This window comes from Streptosporangium sp. NPDC002607 (genome assembly GCF_053592655.1).
In genome coordinates this window covers 103742-123731 of sequence record NZ_JBSFWD010000003.1, presented here as the reverse complement: position 1 = coordinate 123731, position 19990 = coordinate 103742, and the positions used below count along the sequence as shown (strand labels likewise).

General features: G+C 71.3%; 15 protein-coding genes, 4 tRNA genes and 1 riboswitch. Of the genes, 12 read left to right on the top strand and 7 right to left on the bottom strand.

All coding sequences use genetic code 11. The annotated features are described in order from the left end of the window. Window positions 1-32: 32 nt before the first annotated feature. The 4 genes from ACWD3H_RS04520 to ACWD3H_RS04505 all read right to left on the bottom strand — a co-directional run bounded on the left by ACWD3H_RS04520 (window position 33) and on the right by ACWD3H_RS04505 (window position 5846). Window positions 33-2288: a ribonucleoside-diphosphate reductase subunit alpha gene (locus tag ACWD3H_RS04520; RefSeq protein WP_451954012.1), complete on the bottom strand. Its 2256-nt coding sequence runs from the start codon at window positions 2286-2288 to the stop codon at window positions 33-35. Between the two features lie 116 nt (window positions 2289-2404). Next, window positions 2405-2606, bottom strand: a riboswitch (cobalamin riboswitch). Window positions 2607-2610: 4 nt separating this feature from the next. Continuing rightward, window positions 2611-3633: a tripartite tricarboxylate transporter substrate-binding protein gene (locus ACWD3H_RS04515; protein WP_451954011.1), complete on the bottom strand. Its 1023-nt coding sequence runs from the start codon at window positions 3631-3633 to the stop codon at window positions 2611-2613. 105 nt (window positions 3634-3738) lie between these two features. Then, entirely contained in the window at window positions 3739-5559 is a 1821-nt protein-coding gene (glmS, locus tag ACWD3H_RS04510) for a glutamine--fructose-6-phosphate transaminase (isomerizing) (RefSeq protein ID WP_451954010.1), read from the bottom strand. An 11-nt stretch (window positions 5560-5570) separates the two neighbouring features. Then, window positions 5571-5846 (bottom strand): hypothetical protein, encoded by a 276-nt coding sequence (locus tag ACWD3H_RS04505; protein ID WP_355554105.1) that lies wholly within the window; start codon window positions 5844-5846, stop codon window positions 5571-5573. Window positions 5847-5999: 153 nt separating this feature from the next. Here ACWD3H_RS04505 and ACWD3H_RS04500 point away from each other — a divergent pair, with 153 nt between their 5' ends. The 5 genes from ACWD3H_RS04500 (at window position 6000) to ACWD3H_RS04480 (ending at window position 8717) form a co-directional block, all read left to right on the top strand. Further along, window positions 6000-8228, top strand: coding sequence for an N-acetylmuramoyl-L-alanine amidase (locus tag ACWD3H_RS04500; protein ID WP_451954009.1), 2229 nt, complete (start codon window positions 6000-6002; stop codon window positions 8226-8228). Window positions 8229-8317: 89 nt separating this feature from the next. Further along, window positions 8318-8389 (top strand) — tRNA-Gly (locus ACWD3H_RS04495). Window positions 8390-8415: 26 nt separating this feature from the next. Further along, window positions 8416-8486, top strand: a tRNA-Cys gene (locus ACWD3H_RS04490). Between the two features lie 73 nt (window positions 8487-8559). Continuing rightward, a tRNA-Gly gene (locus tag ACWD3H_RS04485) sits at window positions 8560-8631 on the top strand. Between the two features lie 14 nt (window positions 8632-8645). Beyond that, window positions 8646-8717, top strand: a tRNA-Val gene (locus tag ACWD3H_RS04480). A 124-nt stretch (window positions 8718-8841) separates the two neighbouring features. Here ACWD3H_RS04480 and ACWD3H_RS04475 read toward each other — a convergent pair. Then, window positions 8842-9423: a hypothetical protein gene (locus ACWD3H_RS04475; protein ID WP_451954008.1), complete on the bottom strand. Its 582-nt coding sequence runs from the start codon at window positions 9421-9423 to the stop codon at window positions 8842-8844. Window positions 9424-9702: 279 nt separating this feature from the next. Between ACWD3H_RS04475 and ACWD3H_RS04470 the strand changes: the two genes are divergently transcribed. The 5 genes from ACWD3H_RS04470 (at window position 9703) to pcp (ending at window position 14596) form a co-directional block, all read left to right on the top strand. After that, the gene (locus ACWD3H_RS04470) at window positions 9703-10590 is read left to right on the top strand and encodes a hypothetical protein (protein ID WP_451954007.1); all 888 of its coding nucleotides are present in this window, start codon (window positions 9703-9705) and stop codon (window positions 10588-10590) included. A 33-nt stretch (window positions 10591-10623) separates the two neighbouring features. Next, window positions 10624-11628 carry a hypothetical protein gene (locus ACWD3H_RS04465; RefSeq protein WP_451954006.1) on the top strand — a complete coding sequence of 335 codons (1005 nt, stop codon included), beginning with the start codon at window positions 10624-10626 and terminating at the stop codon, window positions 11626-11628. 85 nt (window positions 11629-11713) lie between these two features. Next, complete coding sequence (locus ACWD3H_RS04460; RefSeq protein ID WP_451954005.1) at window positions 11714-13567, top strand: endonuclease/exonuclease/phosphatase family protein; 1854 nt, start codon at window positions 11714-11716, stop codon at window positions 13565-13567. Between the two features lie 28 nt (window positions 13568-13595). Then, window positions 13596-13973 carry a thiol-disulfide oxidoreductase DCC family protein gene (locus tag ACWD3H_RS04455; RefSeq protein ID WP_451954004.1) on the top strand — a complete coding sequence of 126 codons (378 nt, stop codon included), beginning with the start codon at window positions 13596-13598 and terminating at the stop codon, window positions 13971-13973. Then, a complete protein-coding gene (gene pcp / locus ACWD3H_RS04450; protein WP_355562846.1) occupies window positions 13970-14596 on the top strand; it encodes a pyroglutamyl-peptidase I in 627 nt (208 codons plus the stop codon). The genes ACWD3H_RS04455 and pcp overlap by 4 nt, the downstream gene beginning before the upstream one ends. Window positions 14597-14662: 66 nt before the next feature. Here the strand turns inward: pcp and ACWD3H_RS04445 are convergent, their stop codons facing one another. Together ACWD3H_RS04445 and ACWD3H_RS04440 are read right to left on the bottom strand one after the other, a co-directional pair. Then, entirely contained in the window at window positions 14663-15709 is a 1047-nt protein-coding gene (locus ACWD3H_RS04445; RefSeq protein WP_451954003.1) for a hypothetical protein, read from the bottom strand. A gap of 88 nt (window positions 15710-15797) precedes the next feature. After that, window positions 15798-17234, bottom strand: coding sequence for a glutamate--cysteine ligase (locus tag ACWD3H_RS04440; RefSeq protein ID WP_451954002.1), 1437 nt, complete (start codon window positions 17232-17234; stop codon window positions 15798-15800). Between the two features lie 254 nt (window positions 17235-17488). Between ACWD3H_RS04440 and ACWD3H_RS04435 the strand changes: the two genes are divergently transcribed. After that, window positions 17489-18526: an alcohol dehydrogenase catalytic domain-containing protein gene (locus ACWD3H_RS04435; RefSeq protein WP_355562839.1), complete on the top strand. Its 1038-nt coding sequence runs from the start codon at window positions 17489-17491 to the stop codon at window positions 18524-18526. Window positions 18527-18629: 103 nt separating this feature from the next. Continuing rightward, window positions 18630-19961, top strand: a complete 1332-nt coding sequence (locus tag ACWD3H_RS04430; RefSeq protein ID WP_451954001.1) for a hypothetical protein — start codon at window positions 18630-18632, stop codon at window positions 19959-19961. Window positions 19962-19990: the final 29 nt, after the last annotated feature.

Below are 19990 nucleotides of genomic sequence, written 5' to 3'. Positions count from 1 at the left end.
CGGGGTGCCCTCGGGACGGGCCGCCGGCAGGCCTACTGGCAGGCGTCGCAGTACTCGGGGTTCTCCAGGGAGCAGGCGACGGCCTGGGGGTCGAGGACGGGGACGGGGACCTCCCCGGCCACCGGTGCCGCCACGGTGGCCTGCGCGATCCGGGTGGCCGGGCGCGAGCGCAGGTAGTAGGTGGTCTTCAGGCCCGACTTCCAGGCGTAGGCGTACATCGAGGAGAGCTTGCCGATGGTCGGCGTGGCCATGAACAGGTTCAGCGACTGCGACTGGTCGATGTACGGGGTGCGTGCGGCGGCCAGGTCGATCAGCGCCTTCTGCGGCAGCTCCCAGGCGGTCCGGTAGAGCAGCTTCAGGTCGGCGGGGATCTCGGGAATGTCCTGGACGGAGCCGTCGGCGCGCTTGATCGCGTCACGGATCCGCGAGGTCCACAGCCCCCGGGCCCGCAGGTCGGCGACGAGATAGCGGTTGACCTGGAGGAACTCACCCGAGAGGGTCTCGCGCTTGAAGATGTTGGAGACCTGCGGCTCGATGCACTCGTAGCAACCGGCGATGGAGGCGATCGTGGCCGTGGGCGCGATCGCGATCATCAGCGAGTTACGCAGCCCCGTTCCGGCGATCCGCTCCCTGAGCTCCGTCCACGCGGCCGACGTCGCGGCCCCGTAGTGGTCGGGGTGGAGCACCCCGGCGGCGGCCCTGGTCTCCTGGTACGAGGGGTGGCGGCCCCGCTCCGCGGCCAGGTCCGAGGAGGTCCGGTAGGCGGCCAGCGCGATCTCCTCGGAGATCCGGGTGGACAGCTCCAGCGCCCGCGGCGAGTCGAACGGCAGCCGCAGCGTGAACAGCACGTCGGCCAGGCCCATCACGCCGAGCCCGATCGGGCGCCACCTCTGGTTGGCGGCCCGGGCCTCGGAGGTCGGATAGAAGCCCAGGTCAATGGTGCGGTCGAGGAACCGCACGGCGGTGCGGACCGTCGCGCGCAGCCGCGCCCAGTCGATCCCGTCTCCGGACTCCCCGGACAGGTGGGCGGCCAGGTTGATCGAGCCGAGGTTGCAGACCGCGGTCTCGGCGTCGCTGGTGACCTCGAGGATCTCGGTGCAGAGGTTCGACAGATGGATGACGTTTTCCGGCCTGGCCGTCTGGTTGGAGGTCCGGTTGGCCGCGTCCTTGAAGGTCATCCAGCCGTTGCCGGTCTGGGCGAGCGTGCGCATCATCCGGCCGTACAGGGTGCGGGCGGGGAGCTGCGCGGTGAACCGGCCCTCGGCCTCGGCGGCCCGGTAGGCGTCGTCGAACGCGGCGCCGTACAGGTCGGTGAGGTGCGGGACCTCCTTGGGGTCGAACAGTGACCAGACGCCGTCGGCCTCGACCCGGCGCATGAACTCGTCGGGGATCCAGTTGGCCAGGTTCAGGTTGTGCGTGCGGCGGGCCTCCTCGCCGGTGTTGTCGCGCAGTTCGAGGAACTCCTCGATGTCGGCGTGCCAGGGCTCCAGGTAGACGCAGGCCGCGCCCTTGCGGCGGCCGCCCTGGTTGACCGCGGCGACGCTTGCGTCCAGGGTGCGCAGCCAGGGCACGATGCCGTTGGAATGGCCGTTGGTACCGCGGATCAGCGAGCCCCGCGAGCGGATCCGGCTCCAGGCGATCCCGATGCCCCCGGCGTACTTCGACAGCCGCGCGACCTGCCCGTAGCGCTCGTAGATGGCCTCCAGCTCGTCGCGGGGCGAGTCGAGCAGGAAGCACGAGGAGAGCTGGGGCCTGCGCGAGCCGGAGTTGAAGAGCGTGGGCGAGCTGGGCAGGTAGGACAGGGTGGCCATGAGCGCGTACAGCTCGGCGGCCTCCTCGACGGTCTCGGACAGGCCGCAGGCCACCCGGAGGAAGAAGTGCTGCGGGCGCTCCAGCACCTTGCGGGTGCGCGGGTGACGCAGCAGGTAGCGGTCGTAGACGGTACGCAGCCCGAAGTACTCGAATCTGGCGTCGGCGTCCGGCTCGATGAGCGCGTCCAGGACTCCGGCGTGGGCGGCCACGAACTCCGCGAGCCCGTCGGCGATCAGCCCCGCCTCGTGCGTCGCGGCGACCGACTCGGAGAAGTCGCGGACGCCGTGCTCGGCGGCCTCGTCGGCGATCAGCTCGGCCAGCAGCGCGGCGGCGACCCTGGAGTTCTCGGGGTCGGTGATCACCCGGGCCGCCGCCTCGTCGATGGCCAGCCTGCGATCGACCGGCGCGTTCCCGGCGTTCTCCGCCACGGTTCCCGCCGCGATCCCTGCTGCGGTCTCTGCCAAGGCCTGTGTCACGTGGTGTTCCTCGCTCGCTCTGACTTCCCCGTACGGCTCCGCCGGAGGGGCACGCGTCCGCGAGCGATCCCGGGCACGCCGGACCGCCTCGTTCCGCGGGCCCTCCCACGAGGCCCTGGACAATCACGTCGCCGGCAGGTCTTCGGACTCACGGGCGCCCTGCGCATGCCTACCGGCCGTCGCTTCCCGGGCATGGTTCACCCAGTGCTCACATGACGGCTTTCGTTCCCGTTCACCGCTGCGGGGCAGTCCCGGAATCTCACCGGGTTCCCTCTTGCCTCGCCCCTCCCGGGGCGAACCAGCAACGAGCAGGATCCTACATCTAGGGGCGTCTGACGCAACTACCCCAACAAGTTGTGTCGGAGGACTTCAGTAGCCCGAGCTCGTGAAGCACCCCGCGGGTGCGGGCCGTCTCGGTGAAGAGCCACTGGCGGAAGTCGTCACCGCTGAGGTAGACCCGGCTCCATCCATTGGCCGCGCACAGGGCGCGCCAGCGCGGCGCGGCGTCGATCCTGTCACACAGGGCGATCGCGGCGTCCCGGTCCGTCTGGCTCATGCCCTTGGGTCCCAGCAGGCCGCACCAGTCGCTGTACTCCAGCCGGACCTCGACCTCCAGGAGCGTCGGCGCGTCGATCCCGTCGAGCCGGCTGCCCGAGGAGACCACCAGGGGACGCAGGCGGCCCGCGGTGACCTCGGGCCGCAGGGCGCGGGCCGACCCCAGCAGGGCCGCCACCCGTCCGACCTGGAGCGCCTCGGCGGCATCCTCGGCGCCGAGGAACCCCGCGTACTCCAGCAACCGGGCGTCCACCCCGAGGCACTTGCCGATCATGCCGTAGAGCACGTGGTCGGAACCGCCCTCCGGCCGGCCGCCGACCGTCAGCACCGCCGGGTTGCGGCGCAGCTCCGCGGCGAAGTCCTCGAAGGTGCGCAGGCGGGAGTCCGAGGGGACGACCAGGACCGTCCAGTCGCCGACCAGGCGGGCGAGAGGGGTGGTGGCGTCCACCACCGCGGCGGTGTTGGCGATCTCCGCGGCCGTCACCATCGGCATCGCGGCGACGAGCACCCTGCCCTCGCGCGTGAACGAGCCGTGTACGGCGCCGAACGCGTCACGCGGGACGGAACCCAGGGCTCCCGGCCGCCCGACGGCCATGGCGGAGCGCGCCAGCCCCGACAGGACCAGGACGGAGGCGAGCCTGCCCGCGATCCCGTCCCAGCCGTGGCCGTCGGCGGTGGGTTCGAGGATGCTCAGGCGGCCCACGGCCGAGTCGGCGGAGTCACCGTTCAGGTCGCAACCCGCGACGACCATGGCACCCGCCACCAGCGCGAAAAACCTCCTACGGCGCATAAGCGCCCCTTCCCCCAAGAACCCCCTATACCATAGGTTACCTCCTTATCACTATCTGTTACAGACCGGGGGCGGCCACCACCGGCGGCCGCCCCTGGAGCCGTCTCACTCCACCGTCACGCTCTTGGCCAGGTTGCGGGGCTTGTCGACGTCCCGCCCCAGCGCCACGGCGGCATGGTAGGCGAAGAGCTGGAGCGGGATCGACAGCAGGATCGGGTCCAGCTCGGTCTCGTTCCTGGGCACCACGACGCAGTCGTCGGCCAGCTTGGGGTCGGTCGTGCGGTGACCGACCATGAGCACCCGGCCGCCCCGGGCGCGGATCTCACCCAGCGTGGTGAGGTTCTTGTCCAGCAGCTCGTCGTCGGGGACGATCGCCACGGTCGGCATGTCCGGGCCGATCAGCGCCAGCGGCCCGTGCTTGAGCTCGCTGGCCGGGTACGCCTCGGCGTGCACGTAGGAGATCTCCTTGAGCTTCTGCGCGCCCTCGCGGGCCACCGGATATCCCCGGACCCGGCCCACGAACATCATGCTCGGCGCCTCGGCGTACTTCTGCGCCAGCTCCTTGAGCCGCGGCTCCAGCGTCAGGATCTCCTTGATCTGGTCCGGCAGCCTCCGCAGGCCCTCGCAGATCCGGCGGCCGTCGGCGGGGGACAGGTCACGCACCCGGCCGAGGTGCAGTGCGAGCAGCGCGAAGGCCACGGCGGTCGAGGTGAACGCCTTCGTGCTCGCCACCGAGACCTCGGGCCCCGCGTGCAGGTAGACGCCGCCGTCGCACTCACGGGCGATCGCGCTGCCCACGGTGTTGACGATGCCGAGCACCCGGCCGCCCTTGCGCTTGAGCTCCTGGACGGCGGCGAGGGTGTCGTAGGTCTCCCCCGACTGGCTGATCGCCACATACAGGGTGTCCGCCTCCACCACCGGGCTGCGGTAGCGGAACTCGCTGGCCGGCTCCGCGTCGGCCGGGATGCGCGCCAGCTCCTCGATGAGCTGCGCGCCGATCTGGCCCGAGTAGTACGCGGAACCACAGCCGATGATCTTCACCCGGCGGAACGAGCGGGTCTCCCGCGCGTCCATGTTGAGGCCGCCCAGGTGGGCGATGTGGAAGCGGTCGTCCAGACGGCCGCGAAGCGTCCTGGCCACGGTGTCGGGCTGCTCGGAGATCTCCTTGAGCAGGTAGTGCTCGTAACCGCCCGTGTCGTAGTGCCCCGCCTCCCAGTCGACGGTCAGCGTCTCCTTGGCCGTCTCCCGCGCGTCGCTGGCGAAGGTGTTGAACCCGTCCGCCTTGAGCACGGCGATCTCGCCGTCCTCCAGGTGGACCACCTGGCGGGTGTAGCGGACCAGCGCGGCGACGTCCGACGCGGCGAACATCTCCTTCTCACCGATGCCCAGCACGATGGGGCTTCCGTTGCGGGCCACCACCACCTCGCCGGGGCGCTCGGAGTCGATCACCGCGATGCCGTACGTGCCGACGACCCGCTTGAGCGCGGTCCTGACGGCCTCCTCCAGGGAGTCGGCCTCCTTGACCGTACGGGCGATCAGGTGCGAGAGCACCTCGGTGTCGGTCTCCGACAGGAAGATCGCGCCGTCGGCCTCCAGCTTGGCGCGCAGCTCGTCGGCGTTCTCGATGATGCCGTTGTGCACGACGGCGATGCGCTCGTCGGTGGACAGATGAGGGTGGGCGTTGACGTCACTGGGCGCGCCGTGGGTGGCCCAGCGGGTGTGGCCGATGCCCAGCCCGCCCTTGAACCGCGCGGGCACGACCGCCGCCAGGTCGGCCACCCGGCCCTTGACCTTGCGCATCTTCAGACCCTTGTTGGAGACCACCACCCCGGCCGAGTCGTAGCCCCGGTACTCAAGACGCTGCAGACCCTCCAGCAGGATGGGGGCCGCGTCCTTGGGCCCTACATAGGCCACGATTCCACACATGTAACCGTTCCTTATCCATAGACGATCCGGCGCAGCTGGCGCAGGGAGAGTTCGGGTGCCGCGACACGGCGTACCGCCAGCTCGGCGGCCAGCCTGGGGAAGATCTCGTCATTGACCAGCCCTCTCCCCTTGAGCTCCGCGTGACGCCGCCTGACGAACTCCTCAAGAGGTTCGGAGAAGTAGGCCAGCACGTCGGCGACGACTCGCGCTGCTTCGCCCGGGCCGAGGGCGCTCGTCCGGGTCAGGTGAGTGATCAGATCCTCATACGGATGCCGTGTCGTGGGCACAGAGCAGGACCATACGCATCCGGGAGAGAGCACACCAAGTTTTCTGCCCGATTTCGGGCAGAGAATCTCCACAATGCCGCAACCCCGCCACAACGCGCGACAGTCGGCAATCTCTGATAACTCTAAGTAGCCATCAGAGGGGGAGGAACCATCATGCGCCGCCTGCCGGGGATCACCGTCGTCGCCGCTCTCGCCGTACTGGTCTCGGCCGTCCCAGCACAGGCGGCACACCCGGGGGATCAGGTGACACGGCCCCGGAAGCGCCCGGCATCCGCCACGACCGCGACCTCCCCCGGCGCCGTCGCCGGCACGCCGCCGTCGGCGGGAACGGGTGCGCGGTCCGGCAGGCAGGCCGCCTTCGCGAAGGCGGCGCGGACGTACGGGGTGCCGGAGAGCGTGCTGCTCGCGGTCTCCTACCTGGAGTCCCGATGGGAGGGCCACCACGGGCTGCCCAGCGTCTCCGCCGGCTACGGCCCGATGCATCTGGTCGACGGCCGGGCCAGGCCGGGCCGGCCGCACGGCGTCGGCGAGGACCCGCGCGGCGACGAGACCCGGCCGCGCGTGATCGCCCTTCCGCCCGTCGCGCCGGCCCCGCCCCAGGACACCCTGCGACGGGCCTCGGAACTGACCGGCCTGCCCCTCCGCCGGCTGCGCGAGGACCCCTCCGCCAACATCATGGGCGGTGCCGCGCTGCTCGCCGACTACCGGCGCCGCACCGGCGGGAGCCCCGGCGCCGGCCCGGCGGGCTGGTACGACGCGGTGGCCCGCTATCCCGGCGTACCGGAAGAGGGCGCCGCGGGAGCGGAGGCGGCACGGTCCTTCGCCGACGAGGTCTACGCGACGATCCAGGCCGGTGCCGCGCGGGTGACCGACGACGGCGAACGGGTGGTGCTGCCCGCGACGCCGGGACTTTCCGCACCGCGGGCGCCACTCCCCGAACCGCCCGCTCCGATGGCACAGCGCCGCGCGCACGGCCCCATCCCCACCCCCACCCCCGCACCCGTCACGGACATCGTCGTGAAACCCGCGACGGAGCCTGCCACGAAGATCGCCGCTGTGCTCGCCGCGGCCCCCTCCCCCCTGCCCACGGCGAGACCCACGGCGAGACCCACAGCGAAACCCGCGGCGAGACCCACGGCGAAACCCGCGGCGGTCCTCGCGGCGGCTCCCGTCGCGGGAGTCACTGCGGGAACCACTGCGGGGCCCGACTGCCCGAGTAACGTCTCCTGCGAGTGGCTCCCCGCCGTCTACCGGCGGCTCAAGGGCGGCGGCTACGGCAACCACGACCGCTCCGACGGCCCCCGGAAGATCGACTACATCGTGATCCACGACGGCGAGACGAGCTACGACGCGATGACCCGCCTGGTCAAGGACCCCGAATACCTGAGCTGGCACTTCACCATCCGCTCCAGCGACGGCCACATCGCCCAGCACCTACGGGCCAGGGACATCGGCTGGCACGCCGGAAACTGGTACGTCAACTCCCGCTCCATCGGCCTGGAGCACGAGGGCTACCTGGCCAGGGGCGGATCCTGGTTCACCGAGGCGATGTACCGGGCCTCGGCCAGACTGGTACGCCACCTCGCGGCCAAGTACGACGTCCCTCTCGACCGGGCGCACATCCTGGGACACGACAACGTGCCGGGCACCACCCCGGAGACCGTGGGCGGCATGCACGACGACCCCGGCCCGTACTGGGACTGGAGCCACTACTTCGAACTGCTCGGCAGCCCGCTGCGCGCCTCCGGCGGTGACGCCGCGCGCTCGGTGCTGATCAAGCCCGACTACGGCACCAACAGCCCGAACTTCACCGGCTGTCCTGGAGGGTGCCGCAGCCTGGGCGCCTCCTCGGTCTGGCTGCACACCCGCCCCTCCCACACCGCGCCACTGGTCTCCGATATCGGCAAGCACCCCACCGGCGACTCCACGTACAGCGTCTACGACCACGCCGCCCGCGCCTCCAGCGGCCAGCGGTACGCGCTCGCCGAGCGCAGGGACGGCTGGACCGCGATCTGGTACCTCGGCCGGAAGGCGTGGTTCAGCGACCCCGCCGAGGCCCCCACCTCCCTGCCCGCGTCAGGCCCCCTGGTGACGCCCAGACCCGGCCGCTCCCCGATCAAGGTGTACGGCAGGGCCTATCCGAAGGCGCACGCCTACCCCGTGGGCGTCCCCGTGCAGGCCCTGACCCCGCTGCAGTACTCGATACCCGCCGGGCAGGTCTACAGCTCCGGCCCGACGACCCGTGCCTCGTACCTGCGGGCGGCCGCCTTCGATCCTGCCGAGCACCGCGTCGTCAAGGGCGAGATCCGCTACCGGCAGATCCAGTTCGGGCACCGGATCATGTTCGTCCGGGCCTCCGACGTCCAACCGGTCAGCAGGTGAAGATCTTCGTCAGACCCGATCTCTGCGCGCATCCGCCCCGCGGAGGCGCTAGAGTTTTCACGTGCCCCGGAGTCGTCTCCGGGGAGCACGCGGAAGTGGCTCAGTGGTAGAGCATCACCTTGCCAAGGTGAGGGTCGCGGGTTCGAATCCCGTCTTCCGCTCCGGCAGGTCCTTTCAGGACCTGGCTGGTGGAGTGGCCGAGAGGCGAGGCAACGGCCTGCAAAGCCGTCTACACGGGTTCAAATCCCGTCTCCACCTCAGCGCACGACCTACGGACCCCTCGGGATCCGGTAGGGTTGTGCGAGCGCCGAGGGGAAACCCGAAGCAAAATGCGGAAGTGGCTCAGTGGTAGAGCATCACCTTGCCAAGGTGAGGGTCGCGGGTTCGAATCCCGTCTTCCGCTCTGGTGGTACCCGAGGACGATTAGCTCAGCGGGAGAGCGCTTCCCTGACACGGAAGAGGTCACAGGTTCAATCCCTGTATCGTCCACCGAGAGATCCCAGGCCCTCGGCCTGGGATTTTCTGTTTCCCGGTGCCGTGCCACCCGCACCGTGCCACCCGCGCGAGCGACAGGAGCGAGGCCCCGGCGTCCGGATCCCGCACGGCCCCCGGGTCAACCGCCGGGTCCCACCTCGTTGTTCGGCGCACCGTCGCCGCTGGTCGGCAGATCGCCGCGCTCCACCGGGCCGGGCGGCGGCGAGGGCGTCCCGGAACCGTCCGGGATCGCCTGCCGCGCTCCGGCCACGGCCTCCTTCAGCGCGGCCCGGTCGACCTCACCGACGCGGCCGTTCAACCGGATGAGGTGATCGGCTCGGACCGCCGTGTACTCATGGCGGCCCCCGCCCGAGCGGTACCAGCCCACCTCGTCACGCTCGCACCTCACCGGCGCCGACGGCGGGTCCGCGTCCATCAGCGGTGTGTCCGCGCACAGGGCGTCGCCGAACGTGCCGCGGTCGACCCTCAGCTGAACGCGCGCGCTCCCGGAGAAGTAGAAGGCTCCGAACCCGTCGTCCCCGATCACGCCGACCGACTGCTCGGCCAGCCGGTACCCCGGCAGATCCAGTGCGTAGATCAGCTCCGGAGCCGCTCCCTGCCGCCGCGCCTGATCCAGCACGCTCTGGCCGAGCGACGCCTCGGAGCCGCAGCCGGACACGACCAGCCCGAGGACCACGACGGAAACGAACCGCTCCTTCATTTTGATCACTTTGTCGTACCCGGTCCCCCTCCGACAACCTCGGCCTCGCGAGGTCCTCCGGAGCGCCCGGGAAAGGCCCTCCCCGCCTGCTCTCACCCGGACTTCCCCGGCCGAACCCCGCCTGACGCGACCTCGGGTCCGGAACAATCATCACGATCACCTTTTTGGCCCGCGTCACCGGCGGGCAAAGAGGCACCAAAAGAGGCACCATGGGAGGACGCATAACCTGAAACACCGTTAATCGCTATGCTTTTGAAACGTGGCAAAGGGGGCAAGCCTGTGCAGCGCGTGGTGGTCGATCCTGAGGTGCCGAGGGACATCGCCGAACTTCTCCGTCGTAACGGGCCCCTGCTCTATCGCCTTCGCACCGGACGTGTCCCGCGGGGGGACGACGATCCCCGGGTTCCGGGAGTGCTCGTAGGGCTCTTCGGCGGCTCGACGGCGGTCGCGGCGGCCGGATTGGCACTCGGCGCCGTCCCGCTCCCGACGTCCGCGGCCGTGCTCACCCTGCTGGTCGGTTTCTACCTCCTCATCCTCACGGTGATCTACCTCGCCAGGAAGCCCTCACCCGCCGACTCCATCGAGCGGGTCCTGTACCGGCACTCCCTGCAGTGGCAGGGGCGCTTCCTGATCCTGGAGGACTTCGACCACGACGCCAGAAACCTGCTCGGCCGGGTCCAGCGGGCGATCGACTTCATCGTGTGCTCCCGGGTCAACGCCATGGGCATGCTCGACAGCGTGCGCAACTCGGTGATGCTCCCCGCCGAGGAGTGGGAGATCGCCCGGCTGCTGACCAAGCTCTCCGCACTGCGGGCCAGGCACCGCCACCTGGCCAGGGGCGGCAGGAGCCCCGAGGTGATCGCGGCCATGGCGCCGCTGGAGCGTGCCCTGGCCGCCAGCGAGGCCGCCGTGCTCGCGCGGGTGGAGGCCCTGGAACGCTACGCCCGGCACGTGTCCGACGCCGAGCACGCCCTGCTCTCCCAGGGACAGATCGAGGCCCTGCGAGCTCACCTGCCCGAGTACGAGCAGCTCGTCGCCGAGACCGGCGCGGCCAGGTTCTCCGCACCGGAGATCGGGCATCTCAGCGATGACGCCGACATGCTCCGGCGGGCGCTCCGCGAGAGCGTACGCTCGGCGCACGAGGCGTTCCGCCATCTCGAACGATGATGTGAGAACCTGACCGGATGGAGGGGCGAACCTGTGCGGCGAGTGGTGGTCGATCCCGAGGTTCCCGCCCGGACCGCCGATCTCTTCCGCCAGCACGCATCGATGTTGTCGCGTATCCGCGCCGGCTGGAGCCCCGAGCCCGCTGAGCCCGCCTCCCGGCTGCCCGTCCGTTTCCTGTGGTCCGGAGGGGCGATGTCGGCGCTCCTGCTGGCCTGCCTGCTCTTCCTCGCGGACGCCGGGCAGCTGTTCTTCTTCGTGCTCGCCCTGCTCGCCCTCGTGGTCCTCGTCGGTTTCCTCACCGCCCGCGAGCCGCTGGAGCTGGAGGCGATCGAGCACGACCTGTATCGCGAGGCCCGCTGGTACGAGGGCCGCTACCTGCTGCCCGCCGAGGACTTCGACTACAACGCCGGCCAGCTGCTCGAACGGGCCCAGCAGGCGATCGACTTCATCCTGCGCTCCCGGGTCAACGCCATGGGCATGCTCGACGACGTGCGCAACGCGGTGATGCTCCCCTCGCAGGAATGGGAGATCGCCCAGCTGCTGACCAAGCTCTCCGCACTGCGCAACGAGCATCACGAGTTCGTGTACGGCGGCAGCACACCGGAGGTGGCCGCGGCCATGGCACCGCTGGAGCGTGCCCTGGCCGCCAGCGAGGCCGCCGTGCTCGCGCGGGTGGAGGCCCTGGAACGCTACGCGGGCCACGTGTCCGACGCCGAGCGGGCGCTACGCGCCCACGAGCAGATCGAGATACTCCGCTCACGGCTTCCCCGCTACGAGGAACTCCTGGCGGAGTCGGGCGCGGACGTCTTCGCCGTACCGGAGATAGGGAAGCTGACCGAGGACGCCGGCCACCTGGAGCAGGCGCTGCGCGACAGTGTCCGTTCGGCGCACGAGGCCTTCCGCCACCTCGACGGCTCTGCCACCGACAGTGCCGCCGACAGTACCGCCAACGGGGCCGCCGGCCCCTCGACCGCTCCGAGCGGGCCTGTCCATCCCCCGAACTCCGGGAACTCCGGAGAGGAACCTTCGGCCCCCTGAAGACGGATCTTCCCTCCCCGGGCGGACCGGCCCTTGTCATGCACCGCAAAGAAGACGAGGATAGCTCGCGTTCTTTGGAGGTAGCATGCGGATCCGCCTGGACACAACCCTCGGCGTGGTCGTGCTGGTCGACGTGTTACGGGTCTTCCTGCCCTCGTTGATCACGCTCTTCGGCCGGGCGGGAAGCACTCCCGCGGAGATGATGGGCCTGTACGCCCTCTCCTGGTTCGTCCTGGCCTTCCTGACCGTCCCGCTGGCCAGACTCGTCCAGCCGCGGCTGATCGCCCTCGGTGCCGGATGCCTGCTGCTCCTGGCCCGGCTGGCGCTCCAGCTGACCGGGGGCGGGGACCCGCAGCTGTACGTGGCCAGCCTCGGCCTGCTGGCCGGCCTGGTCTGGCTGGTGGCGACCGCGATGGGCGGCCGGGACGCCCGGCCCGTGATGGCCGGGGTGATCGCCGGCCTGGCGGCCTCCACGGTGATCCACGCGGCGCTGGACGGCATCGACCTGATGTGGCGGCCCGGAGCGATCCCGTGGGCACTGCTGGCTGTGGAACTCGGACTCTTCGGCCTGTTCCTGATCCGGGCGAAACTCCCGGACGAGGAGTACTCCGGTGCCCCCCGCGCCTGGCTGGCCATCGGCCCCGCCCTGCTGCTCTGGGGTCTCTACACGGGCAACACCGCGCACGCCCAGGCGGCGACCGTATCCGCCCAGCAGGCCGCCGCCGTGATCGTGGCGGCGTTCGCGGTGGTGTCGGCGGCGCCCGCCGCGCTGCCGGTACTGCGCCGCCCGCTCCCGCCCGCCATCGCCCTGGTGGCCTCGGCGGTGGCGTTCACCCTGGGCAGGGCCACCGTGGACGGCGTCCACGGTGTGGCACCCGGCTGGACGATCGCCGCGCAGATCATCGGCCAGCTCGCGCTCGGCGCCTGTCTGGCGCACACCGCGACGACCTTCGGCCCGGACAGGGCGGCGCGGCGGGGCCTGGCCGCGGCAGGAGGCATGCTGCTGTTCGTCGTGTTCGTCTTCGGTTACTACGCCGCCTACGACCTCTACCTTTCCAACCAGTGGGTGCCGGTCGGCGCGGCGCTCGTCGTCGCGATCCTGGGTCTGGCGGGCGGCACGGGTCTGCCGCGCCGCTCCTACGACCGGCGGTTCGCGGCGGCCACCCTGGCCGCGGTCGTGCTGGTGGCGGCCGTGCCCCTCTGGCAGGGGGAGCGGCCTCGCTGGGAGGCACCGCGTGACGGGCTGCGGGTCGCGGCCTACAACATCAGGATGGGGTACGGCGAGTCCGGCAGGCTCTCCCTGGAGCAGCAGGCCGACGCGCTCAGGGAGTTGCGGCCGCACGTGGTGGTGCTGAGCGAGGCCGACCGGGGCTGGCTGCTCAACGGCGGCCACGACGGGGTGCGGCTGATCGCCGAGCGGCTGGGCATGCACTACATCTGGGCCCCGGCGACCGACGAGGTGTGGGGCGACGCCCTGCTCACCACGCTGCCGATCACCTCGATAAGGAACCACGTGCTGGTCCAGGGCGGACCGACCGGCGCGCAGGCGCTGGAGGTCGGGCTGCGCTGGCAGGGCGGGGACATCACCGTGATCGGCACCCACCTGCAGCCTCCGCCGGGCTGGCGCGAGCTCGACCAGGTCGAGCAGCTCGGCGGGATCGTCAGGGAGGCCTCCAGGGGCGGCGCCCCGGTGATCGTGGCCGGCGACCTCAACCTTCAGCCCGGGGACCGTGCCTGGGAGGTGCTGACCGGCGCGGGCCTGACCGACCCCCTCGCCCCGGCCAGGCCGTTCAACACCATTCCGTCCGGGGGACACTCGGTCGAGCAGATCGACCATGTGCTCGTCACCCCGGGTTTCACCGGAAGGGACCAGGTCAACCCCGATGTCCCACATTCCGACCACCGCCCGATAGCGGTCACCCTGGTCGCCGGGCCTTGATCGGGTTCCGCTGGGTAGTGTCGGGTGCATGACAGGACGACCTGTACTGATCTTCGACGGCGACTGCGCTTTCTGCACGACGAGCGTCAGGTTCGCCGAGCGCCGCATCGGGGTTCGCGCCCTGGTCGTCCCCTGGCAGTTCACCGACCTTCCGGCGCTGGGCGTGACACGCGAACGGGCCGAGCGCGAGGTGCTCTGGGTCCAGGACGGCGGTGTGTACGGCGGGGCGCAGGCGGTGGCCAGGCTGCTGATCGCCGCCGGTCTCCCGTGGAGCCCGCTGGGGTTCGCACTGCGGGTCCCGCCGTTGCGCTGGGCGGCCCAGGGGCTCTACCGCCTGATCGCCGGCAACCGGCACCGCCTGCCCGGCGGCACCCCCGCCTGTGCCCTGCCTCCGGACCGCCGATGAAGGGCGTCCTGCTCACCGGGTTCGAGCCGCTCGACGGCGGCGGCAACCCGTCGTGGGAGGCGATCGCCCTGGTGCCCGGGGTGCGGACCGCGCTGCTCCCCTGCCGGTTCGGCGAGATGCTCGAGCAGTTGCGCGCGGCGGTGGCCGAGCACGATCCGGCGGTGGTCGTGTGCGTCGGGCAGGCCGGAGGGCGGCCGGACGTGACCGTGGAGCGGGTGGCCGTCAACCTCGACGACGCGTGCGTCCCGGACAGCGCCGGGCGGCAGCCGATCGACGAGCCGGTGGTACGCGGCGGCCCTGCCGCCTACTTCGCCACGCTGCCGGTGAAGGCGTGCGTGGCGGCGGCGCGGGCGGTCGGGGTGCCCGCGAGCGTCTCGCAGAGCGCCGGCACGTTCCTGTGCAACCACCTCTTCTACGGCCTGATGCACCTGATCGCCACCGAGCGGCCGGGGGTCCGCGGAGGTTTCGTGCACCTGCCGTACAGCCCCGAGCAGGTCCTCGGCGAGGCCAGGCCCTCCATGCCCGTCTCGGTGTCCGCCCAGGCGCTCACCGCGATCGTGACCACCGCCGTCTCCGTCTCGCTGGGCGGTGATCTCCGCCTGGTCGGTGGCTCCCTGCACTGACCGGGCGCCCCGCGTCGGGGCCGTCCGCTCCTTTCGTCCCCGTTCCGGGGAAAGGCGGCCCGCCGCTCAGAGCGGCACGCCGTACACCACCCGGCGGCCCGCGAACTCGGTCACGCTCCACAGCGTCTTCTTGTCGCGGACGCAGGTGAGGTCCTCAGGCCCCACCGGGTAGGGCCGTCTGCGCACCGTGTCGCCGACCACGACCAGGGTGCCGTTCCCCGCGGCGCCCGCGGTCTGGCTGAGGTACCAGGTGCCGTTGTAGGAGAGCGCGCCCTGGATCTTGCTCACGGGGAGCGCGTAGGCGTCCACGGCCTGGACGACGCCGCCGGCGGGGGCGTTCGGTGCCCCCTGCGCGGTCAGCGACCAGCGGGCCACCCGTCCGACCGTGCCCGCCGTGTCGACGTACTCGCCACAGATCAGGGTGTGGGGGGTGGTGCTGCGGTCGACGGCGGTGTAGGAGAAGCGCACCGTGCCGCTGGTGGTGGTCCAGGCGTCGGTCTGCGGCATCACGTACCGGTAGCCGAACGCCTCGTACCTGCCGCCCTTCCTGCCGATTTCGGCCGTGCCCTCCCCGTTGACCTCGAAGATCTGCCGGGTGTCGAACACCCGCAGGCCCCGCGTGGTGTCGGCGACGTACAGCAGGCCGCCGTACCAGGCGACGCCGCCGGCGTGGATGTTGATCGGCGCGATGTTCCCGTCGGCGGCGACCCGCACCAGCAGGACGTGCCGGTAGCGGAGCGTCGCGGTGTTCAGGAAGGTCAGGCGCACGCCCCGCTCGGCCCCCGACGCCGGCGAGTGGTACCAGCTCACCACGAACGTGTTCCCGCCGATCCCGGCGTCGGAGGCGGAGGTCAGGCCCTGGGGGTACCACTCCCTGGTGACGTTGTCGTTCGTGTCGAAGCAGTACCAGTCAACGGGTTTGGGAGTCATCTTGGCGAACGCCCCGGCACCGGTCGATCCCTTTCTGACCGCGACGCGATTGGCCTTGGCCAGCACGGTGTCCAGGGAGACCCGTTGGAGTTCCTTCTCCAGGACCTTGATCCCGGCCGTGAGGCCGCCGACGTCCCGTTTCAACCCGAACGGCTCTGCCGGCGCGGCCTTCATCTGACTCATGTGGGGGTCTCCTTGTCCGGTCTCGCCAGGATCGGCGGATCAAGATACGGAGTTCATGAGTATGCCTTTACTCAAATCCCTTTTGTAGTTAGAAGGGCCAGGTGTGGACGGGCTCCCCGGTCCGTGACAGTTCCCGGTACCGGCTCACCAGGCGCGCCCGCGCCGCCTGGTCGCCCCCCATGCCCGCCAGTGCCTTCCGCTGCCAGATCGCACCGGTACGGCGGCGCGTGACGCGTTCCCGCACGATGTCCAGCGCCCACCGGATCTCGCCCGGCTCCACGCCCATCCTGCCGAGACCGGCCTCGGCGACCGGCAGCAGGTCCAGGGCGAGCCGCCAGGCCGGGACCTCCTCGCGCAGGCCGGGCCAGCTCAGCGGCGCGTCCAGGCCGTGGATCGCGCCTCGGTAGAAGTTGCGGTAGGCCCCGGCGAAGGGGAACTCCTCCACCGGATGGAGGGCCAGGGCCGCGGTCAGCCCGAGCAGGAACGCGCTGTTGGCCGCCATGTCCGCCGCGCTCGGCCCCGCGGGCAGGGCGCGCATCTCCACCCGAAGATGGCCGCCGCCGACCGGATCGTAGACCGGCCGGTTCCACTGCCACACGGTGCCCTGGTGGAGCCGGAGCTCGGCCAGTTTCGGGACGCCGCCCGCGGGCACCTCCTCCGGCACCGAGCTCATCGGCAGCACCGGTTCGTAGTCCCGGACGCATGTCTCGAACAGCTCCTCGACGCTCCGCGCCCAGCAGGAGCCGAACGCCACCCGCCGGACCCTGCGGTCGAGCCGCTCGACGTCCCGGTCGTCGGCGGCCTCCTCGAACAGCGCGATCCTCGTCTCCTCCCAGAGCTGCCTGCCCAGGAAGGCGGGTGAGTTGCCACTGACCGCGAGGACCGGGCCGATGGCCAGCTGGGCGGCGTTGTAGACGCGGGCGAAGTCGGCGGGAGGCGTGCGGAGATGGACCTGCCAGGAGGTGTTGGCGCTCTCCAGGATCACCCCCTTGACCTCCAGCTCCAGCAGCTCGACCCCCTCGATGCGCACCCGGAACGGCTCCGTGCGCAGCCGTCGCATGCCCCTGGCCAGCGCTCGGTAGCGCCCCTCACCGCTCAGCGCCTCGTGGGTGAAGTCGAACTCGCTCAGTGAGGGCAGGATCCCGATCACCACGACCTGCCCGCCCTGCGTCTCGGCCGCCGTGTCCACCACGGCCATGATCTCCCGCATCTCGCGCATCATGGCGGTGAACGGCCGCCCGGCGATCGGCAGCGGGGTCAGGTTGGCCTCCAGGTTGAACCTGCCCAGCTCCAGCGTGAGCCGGTCATCGGCGGCGACCGCCTGCACCTCCTGGTTGCGGGACAGCGGGCGGCCGTCGGGCGTTATGAGGAACATCTCCAGCTCAGCCCCGATCGTCACGGGACCGGCCCCGAAACCGGGCCGCGCGAGCACCTCGCGGAGAGTGCCGAGTTGCTCCGCCAATCTCTCCCCGAAGCGGATGAACTCCGCCTCGGAGTAACGGTCCTTGTCGACTTTCTGCCCCATCACACCGTCCGATCAGTTGGTCCTCGTGCTCCCTCCCTCTCTCCCAGCTTGCGCCTTCTAATCAGGGCTTTCGTCACAGCCCTCCGCAGACGAGGACGCGCGGCACGTCGGGGCCCCTTGCCGCGTCTCCCCTGGCTTCCCACGATGCCTCGCGGGCGCCGGGAAGGGAACGGTGGCCGGGGCCTGATTGAGTAGTGTCAGGTTCGAGTGGGGCCGAGAGGCGGCGGCCGGTAGCCGGAAGAGAGTGTGCACGGGTGCGAGCGGTGGTCTTCGACGATTTTGGAGCCGAGCTTGAGGTTCGGGAGGTGCCCGCCCCCGAGCCCCCGCCCGGCGGAGCGGTGATCCGGGTGGAGGCCACCGGGCTCTGCCGGAGCGACTGGCACGGCTGGCAGGGCCACGACCCGGACATCCGGGTCCTTCCCCACGTGCCGGGGCACGAGCTTGCCGGGGTGGTCGAGACGGTGGGCGCGGGCGTCGCCTCGTGGCGGCCCGGCGACCGGGTGACCGTCCCGTTCGTCTGCGCCTGCGGTTCCTGCGCGGCGTGCGCGGCCGGCGAGCAGCAGGTCTGCGAGCGTCAGACCCAGCCGGGGTTCACCCACTGGGGTTCCTTCGCCGAGTACGTGGCGATCGATCACGCGGACGTGAACCTGGTGCGGCTCCCCGAGGAGATGAGCTTCGGCACCGCCGCGAGCCTGGGCTGCCGCTTCGCCACCGCCTACCGGGCCGTGAACGCCGTGGGCCAGGTGCGGCCCGGCGAGTGGGTGGCCGTGCACGGCTGTGGCGGTGTGGGCCTGTCCGCCATCATGATCGCGGCCGCGGCCGGGGCCAGGGTGATCGCCGTGGACGTCTCCGCGGGCGCCCTGGAGATGGCCGGCGCGTTCGGCGCCACCGCCTGCGTCAATGCCGCCCCGGCCGAGGCCGACGTCCCCGCCCGGGTCGTGGAGCTCACCTCGGGGGGCGCCCACGTCTCCATCGACGCGCTCGGCAGCCCCGGGACATGCGCGGCGTCGATCGAGAGCCTGCGCCGCCGGGGACGCCACGTCCAGATCGGCCTGCTGCCGGGGCTCACCGCGCTCCCGATGGGCCGGGTGATCGGCTACGAGCTCGAACTTCTCGGTAGCCACGGCATGGCCGCGCGCGCCTACCCGGCGATGCTGGCGGCCGTCGCCGACGGCACCCTCCGCCCGGACGCGCTGGTCACCCGTTCCATCGGCCTCCAGGAGGCGGGAGGCGCGCTCGCCTCGATCGGATCCGTCCCCGGCGTCACAATGATCATTCCGTCCCTGCGCTGACGGCGCGGGCCGCGAACCAAAAGAGAACACGTTTCAGTTTTTTGTTGACCAAAACCTGGACACGTGTCTAGTTTGGGGGTCCCGGTTCGGCGAAGGACACGACGTGACAGTGCTGCCCGACTACTCAGGCCCCTTCGATCCCGGCTTCCGGCTGGAACGCCTCTCTCGCGGGGCGCTCGCCGTCCTCGGCAGAGAGTGGCTGCTCCACGGCCACCTGCAGGACCGCGTCGGCGTCCCGATGGTCCTGGAGCTCGGCGGCAGGCAGGAGGCCGAGCGGGTCGCCATCGAGGAATGGGCGGCCGCCAGCCCGATCTACTCGGTCAGGATGCAGGAGGCCCTGGGTTTCCGGGGTGACACCGTCTCGACCATCCTGAAGAACCTCCAGCTCGACATCGGGGCGCCGCCGCAGTTCATGGACTTCCGGCTGCGGCTGATCGACGAGCGGCACGGTGAGTTCGAACTGGCCCACTGCGGCGCGCTGCTCGACGTCGAGCCGATGGGCGAGGACTGGGTCCGCGGCATGTGCCACACCATCGAGGACCCCACCTTCGACGCGACGGGGTCGGCCACCAACCCCCGCGCGAGGTTCCTGCCGGTGCACCGCCCGCCCCGGGTGCCTCCCGGCCGGACACCGCACTGCCACTGGCGCGTCGAGATCTCCGACGCCGCCGAGCCCCTCGCGCCGCACCCCAACCAGGCCTCGGTGGCGGGGTCGCTGCTCGCCCGGCTGCCGATCACCTCGGGCAGGCTCTCCGCCGAGCCCGGCGGGCTGGACGGCTACGGTGGCCCCTTCGACACGGACTTCCAGCTGGAGGACCTCTCGCACGCGGCGCTGCAGACCGCGCTGGAGGAGGTGGCGATTCAGAGCCACCTGCTCTTCCGCGGCTACCTGCTCAGCATGAGCGACCACTACGGCGAGCCGGCCGCCCGCGGCGCGGGGCCCCGGGTGCTCGTCGGACTGGCCGGCCTCACCGCGGGCAGACTCCGCGCGGCCATGAACGTCCCCGGCGACGACGCCGCCGCCATCGGCAGGGTGCTGCAACTGCATCCGACCTTTCAGCCGGGCTCCTACGTCGGCCTGGACGTCGAGGTCACCGGGCCGCTCCGGGTGAGGTTCGGCTTCACCGACTCACCGATCTTCCGGGAGACCGACCCGCTCACCTGGCTGGCCGAGCTCGGCGGCGACGGCGACCGTGCCCTGGACGCGGTGGTCCAGGCGGTCAACCCGCGTGCCCGGTGCGTCCCGGTCCCGCCCCGCGAGGGAGAGCGCCACGCCTACGAGGCCGTGATCGATCCCGGCGCCGAGCCCGCGCGCGAGGAGCCCGAGGTGCGCCTGGCCCGCTTCAGCGGCGGGGCCGGCTTCGCCTTCCACCGGCTGAGAGTCCGGACGGAGCCCGACGGGCGCACCCGGCGGCCACGTCCCGTTCACCGTTGAACCGGCTCGCCGCGGCGCGGCGCTCTAAC

What these genes read in the sequence shown, in the direction of transcription:
- ACWD3H_RS04515 (WP_451954011.1), bottom strand. Translation starts at nt 3,633, where the DNA reads ATGCGCCGTAGGAGGTTTTTCGCGCTGGTGGCGGGTGCCATGGTCGTC.
- glmS (WP_451954010.1), bottom strand. Translation starts at nt 5,559, where the DNA reads ATGTGTGGAATCGTGGCCTATGTAGGGCCCAAGGACGCGGCCCCCATC.
- ACWD3H_RS04500 (WP_451954009.1), top strand. Translation starts at nt 6,000, where the DNA reads ATGCGCCGCCTGCCGGGGATCACCGTCGTCGCCGCTCTCGCCGTACTG.
- ACWD3H_RS04475 (WP_451954008.1), bottom strand. Translation starts at nt 9,423, where the DNA reads ATGAAGGAGCGGTTCGTTTCCGTCGTGGTCCTCGGGCTGGTCGTGTCC.
- ACWD3H_RS04460 (WP_451954005.1), top strand. Translation starts at nt 11,714, where the DNA reads ATGCGGATCCGCCTGGACACAACCCTCGGCGTGGTCGTGCTGGTCGAC.
- ACWD3H_RS04455 (WP_451954004.1), top strand. Translation starts at nt 13,596, where the DNA reads ATGACAGGACGACCTGTACTGATCTTCGACGGCGACTGCGCTTTCTGC.
- pcp (WP_355562846.1), top strand. Translation starts at nt 13,970, where the DNA reads ATGAAGGGCGTCCTGCTCACCGGGTTCGAGCCGCTCGACGGCGGCGGC.
- ACWD3H_RS04445 (WP_451954003.1), bottom strand. Translation starts at nt 15,709, where the DNA reads ATGAGTCAGATGAAGGCCGCGCCGGCAGAGCCGTTCGGGTTGAAACGG.
- ACWD3H_RS04440 (WP_451954002.1), bottom strand. Translation starts at nt 17,234, where the DNA reads ATGGGGCAGAAAGTCGACAAGGACCGTTACTCCGAGGCGGAGTTCATC.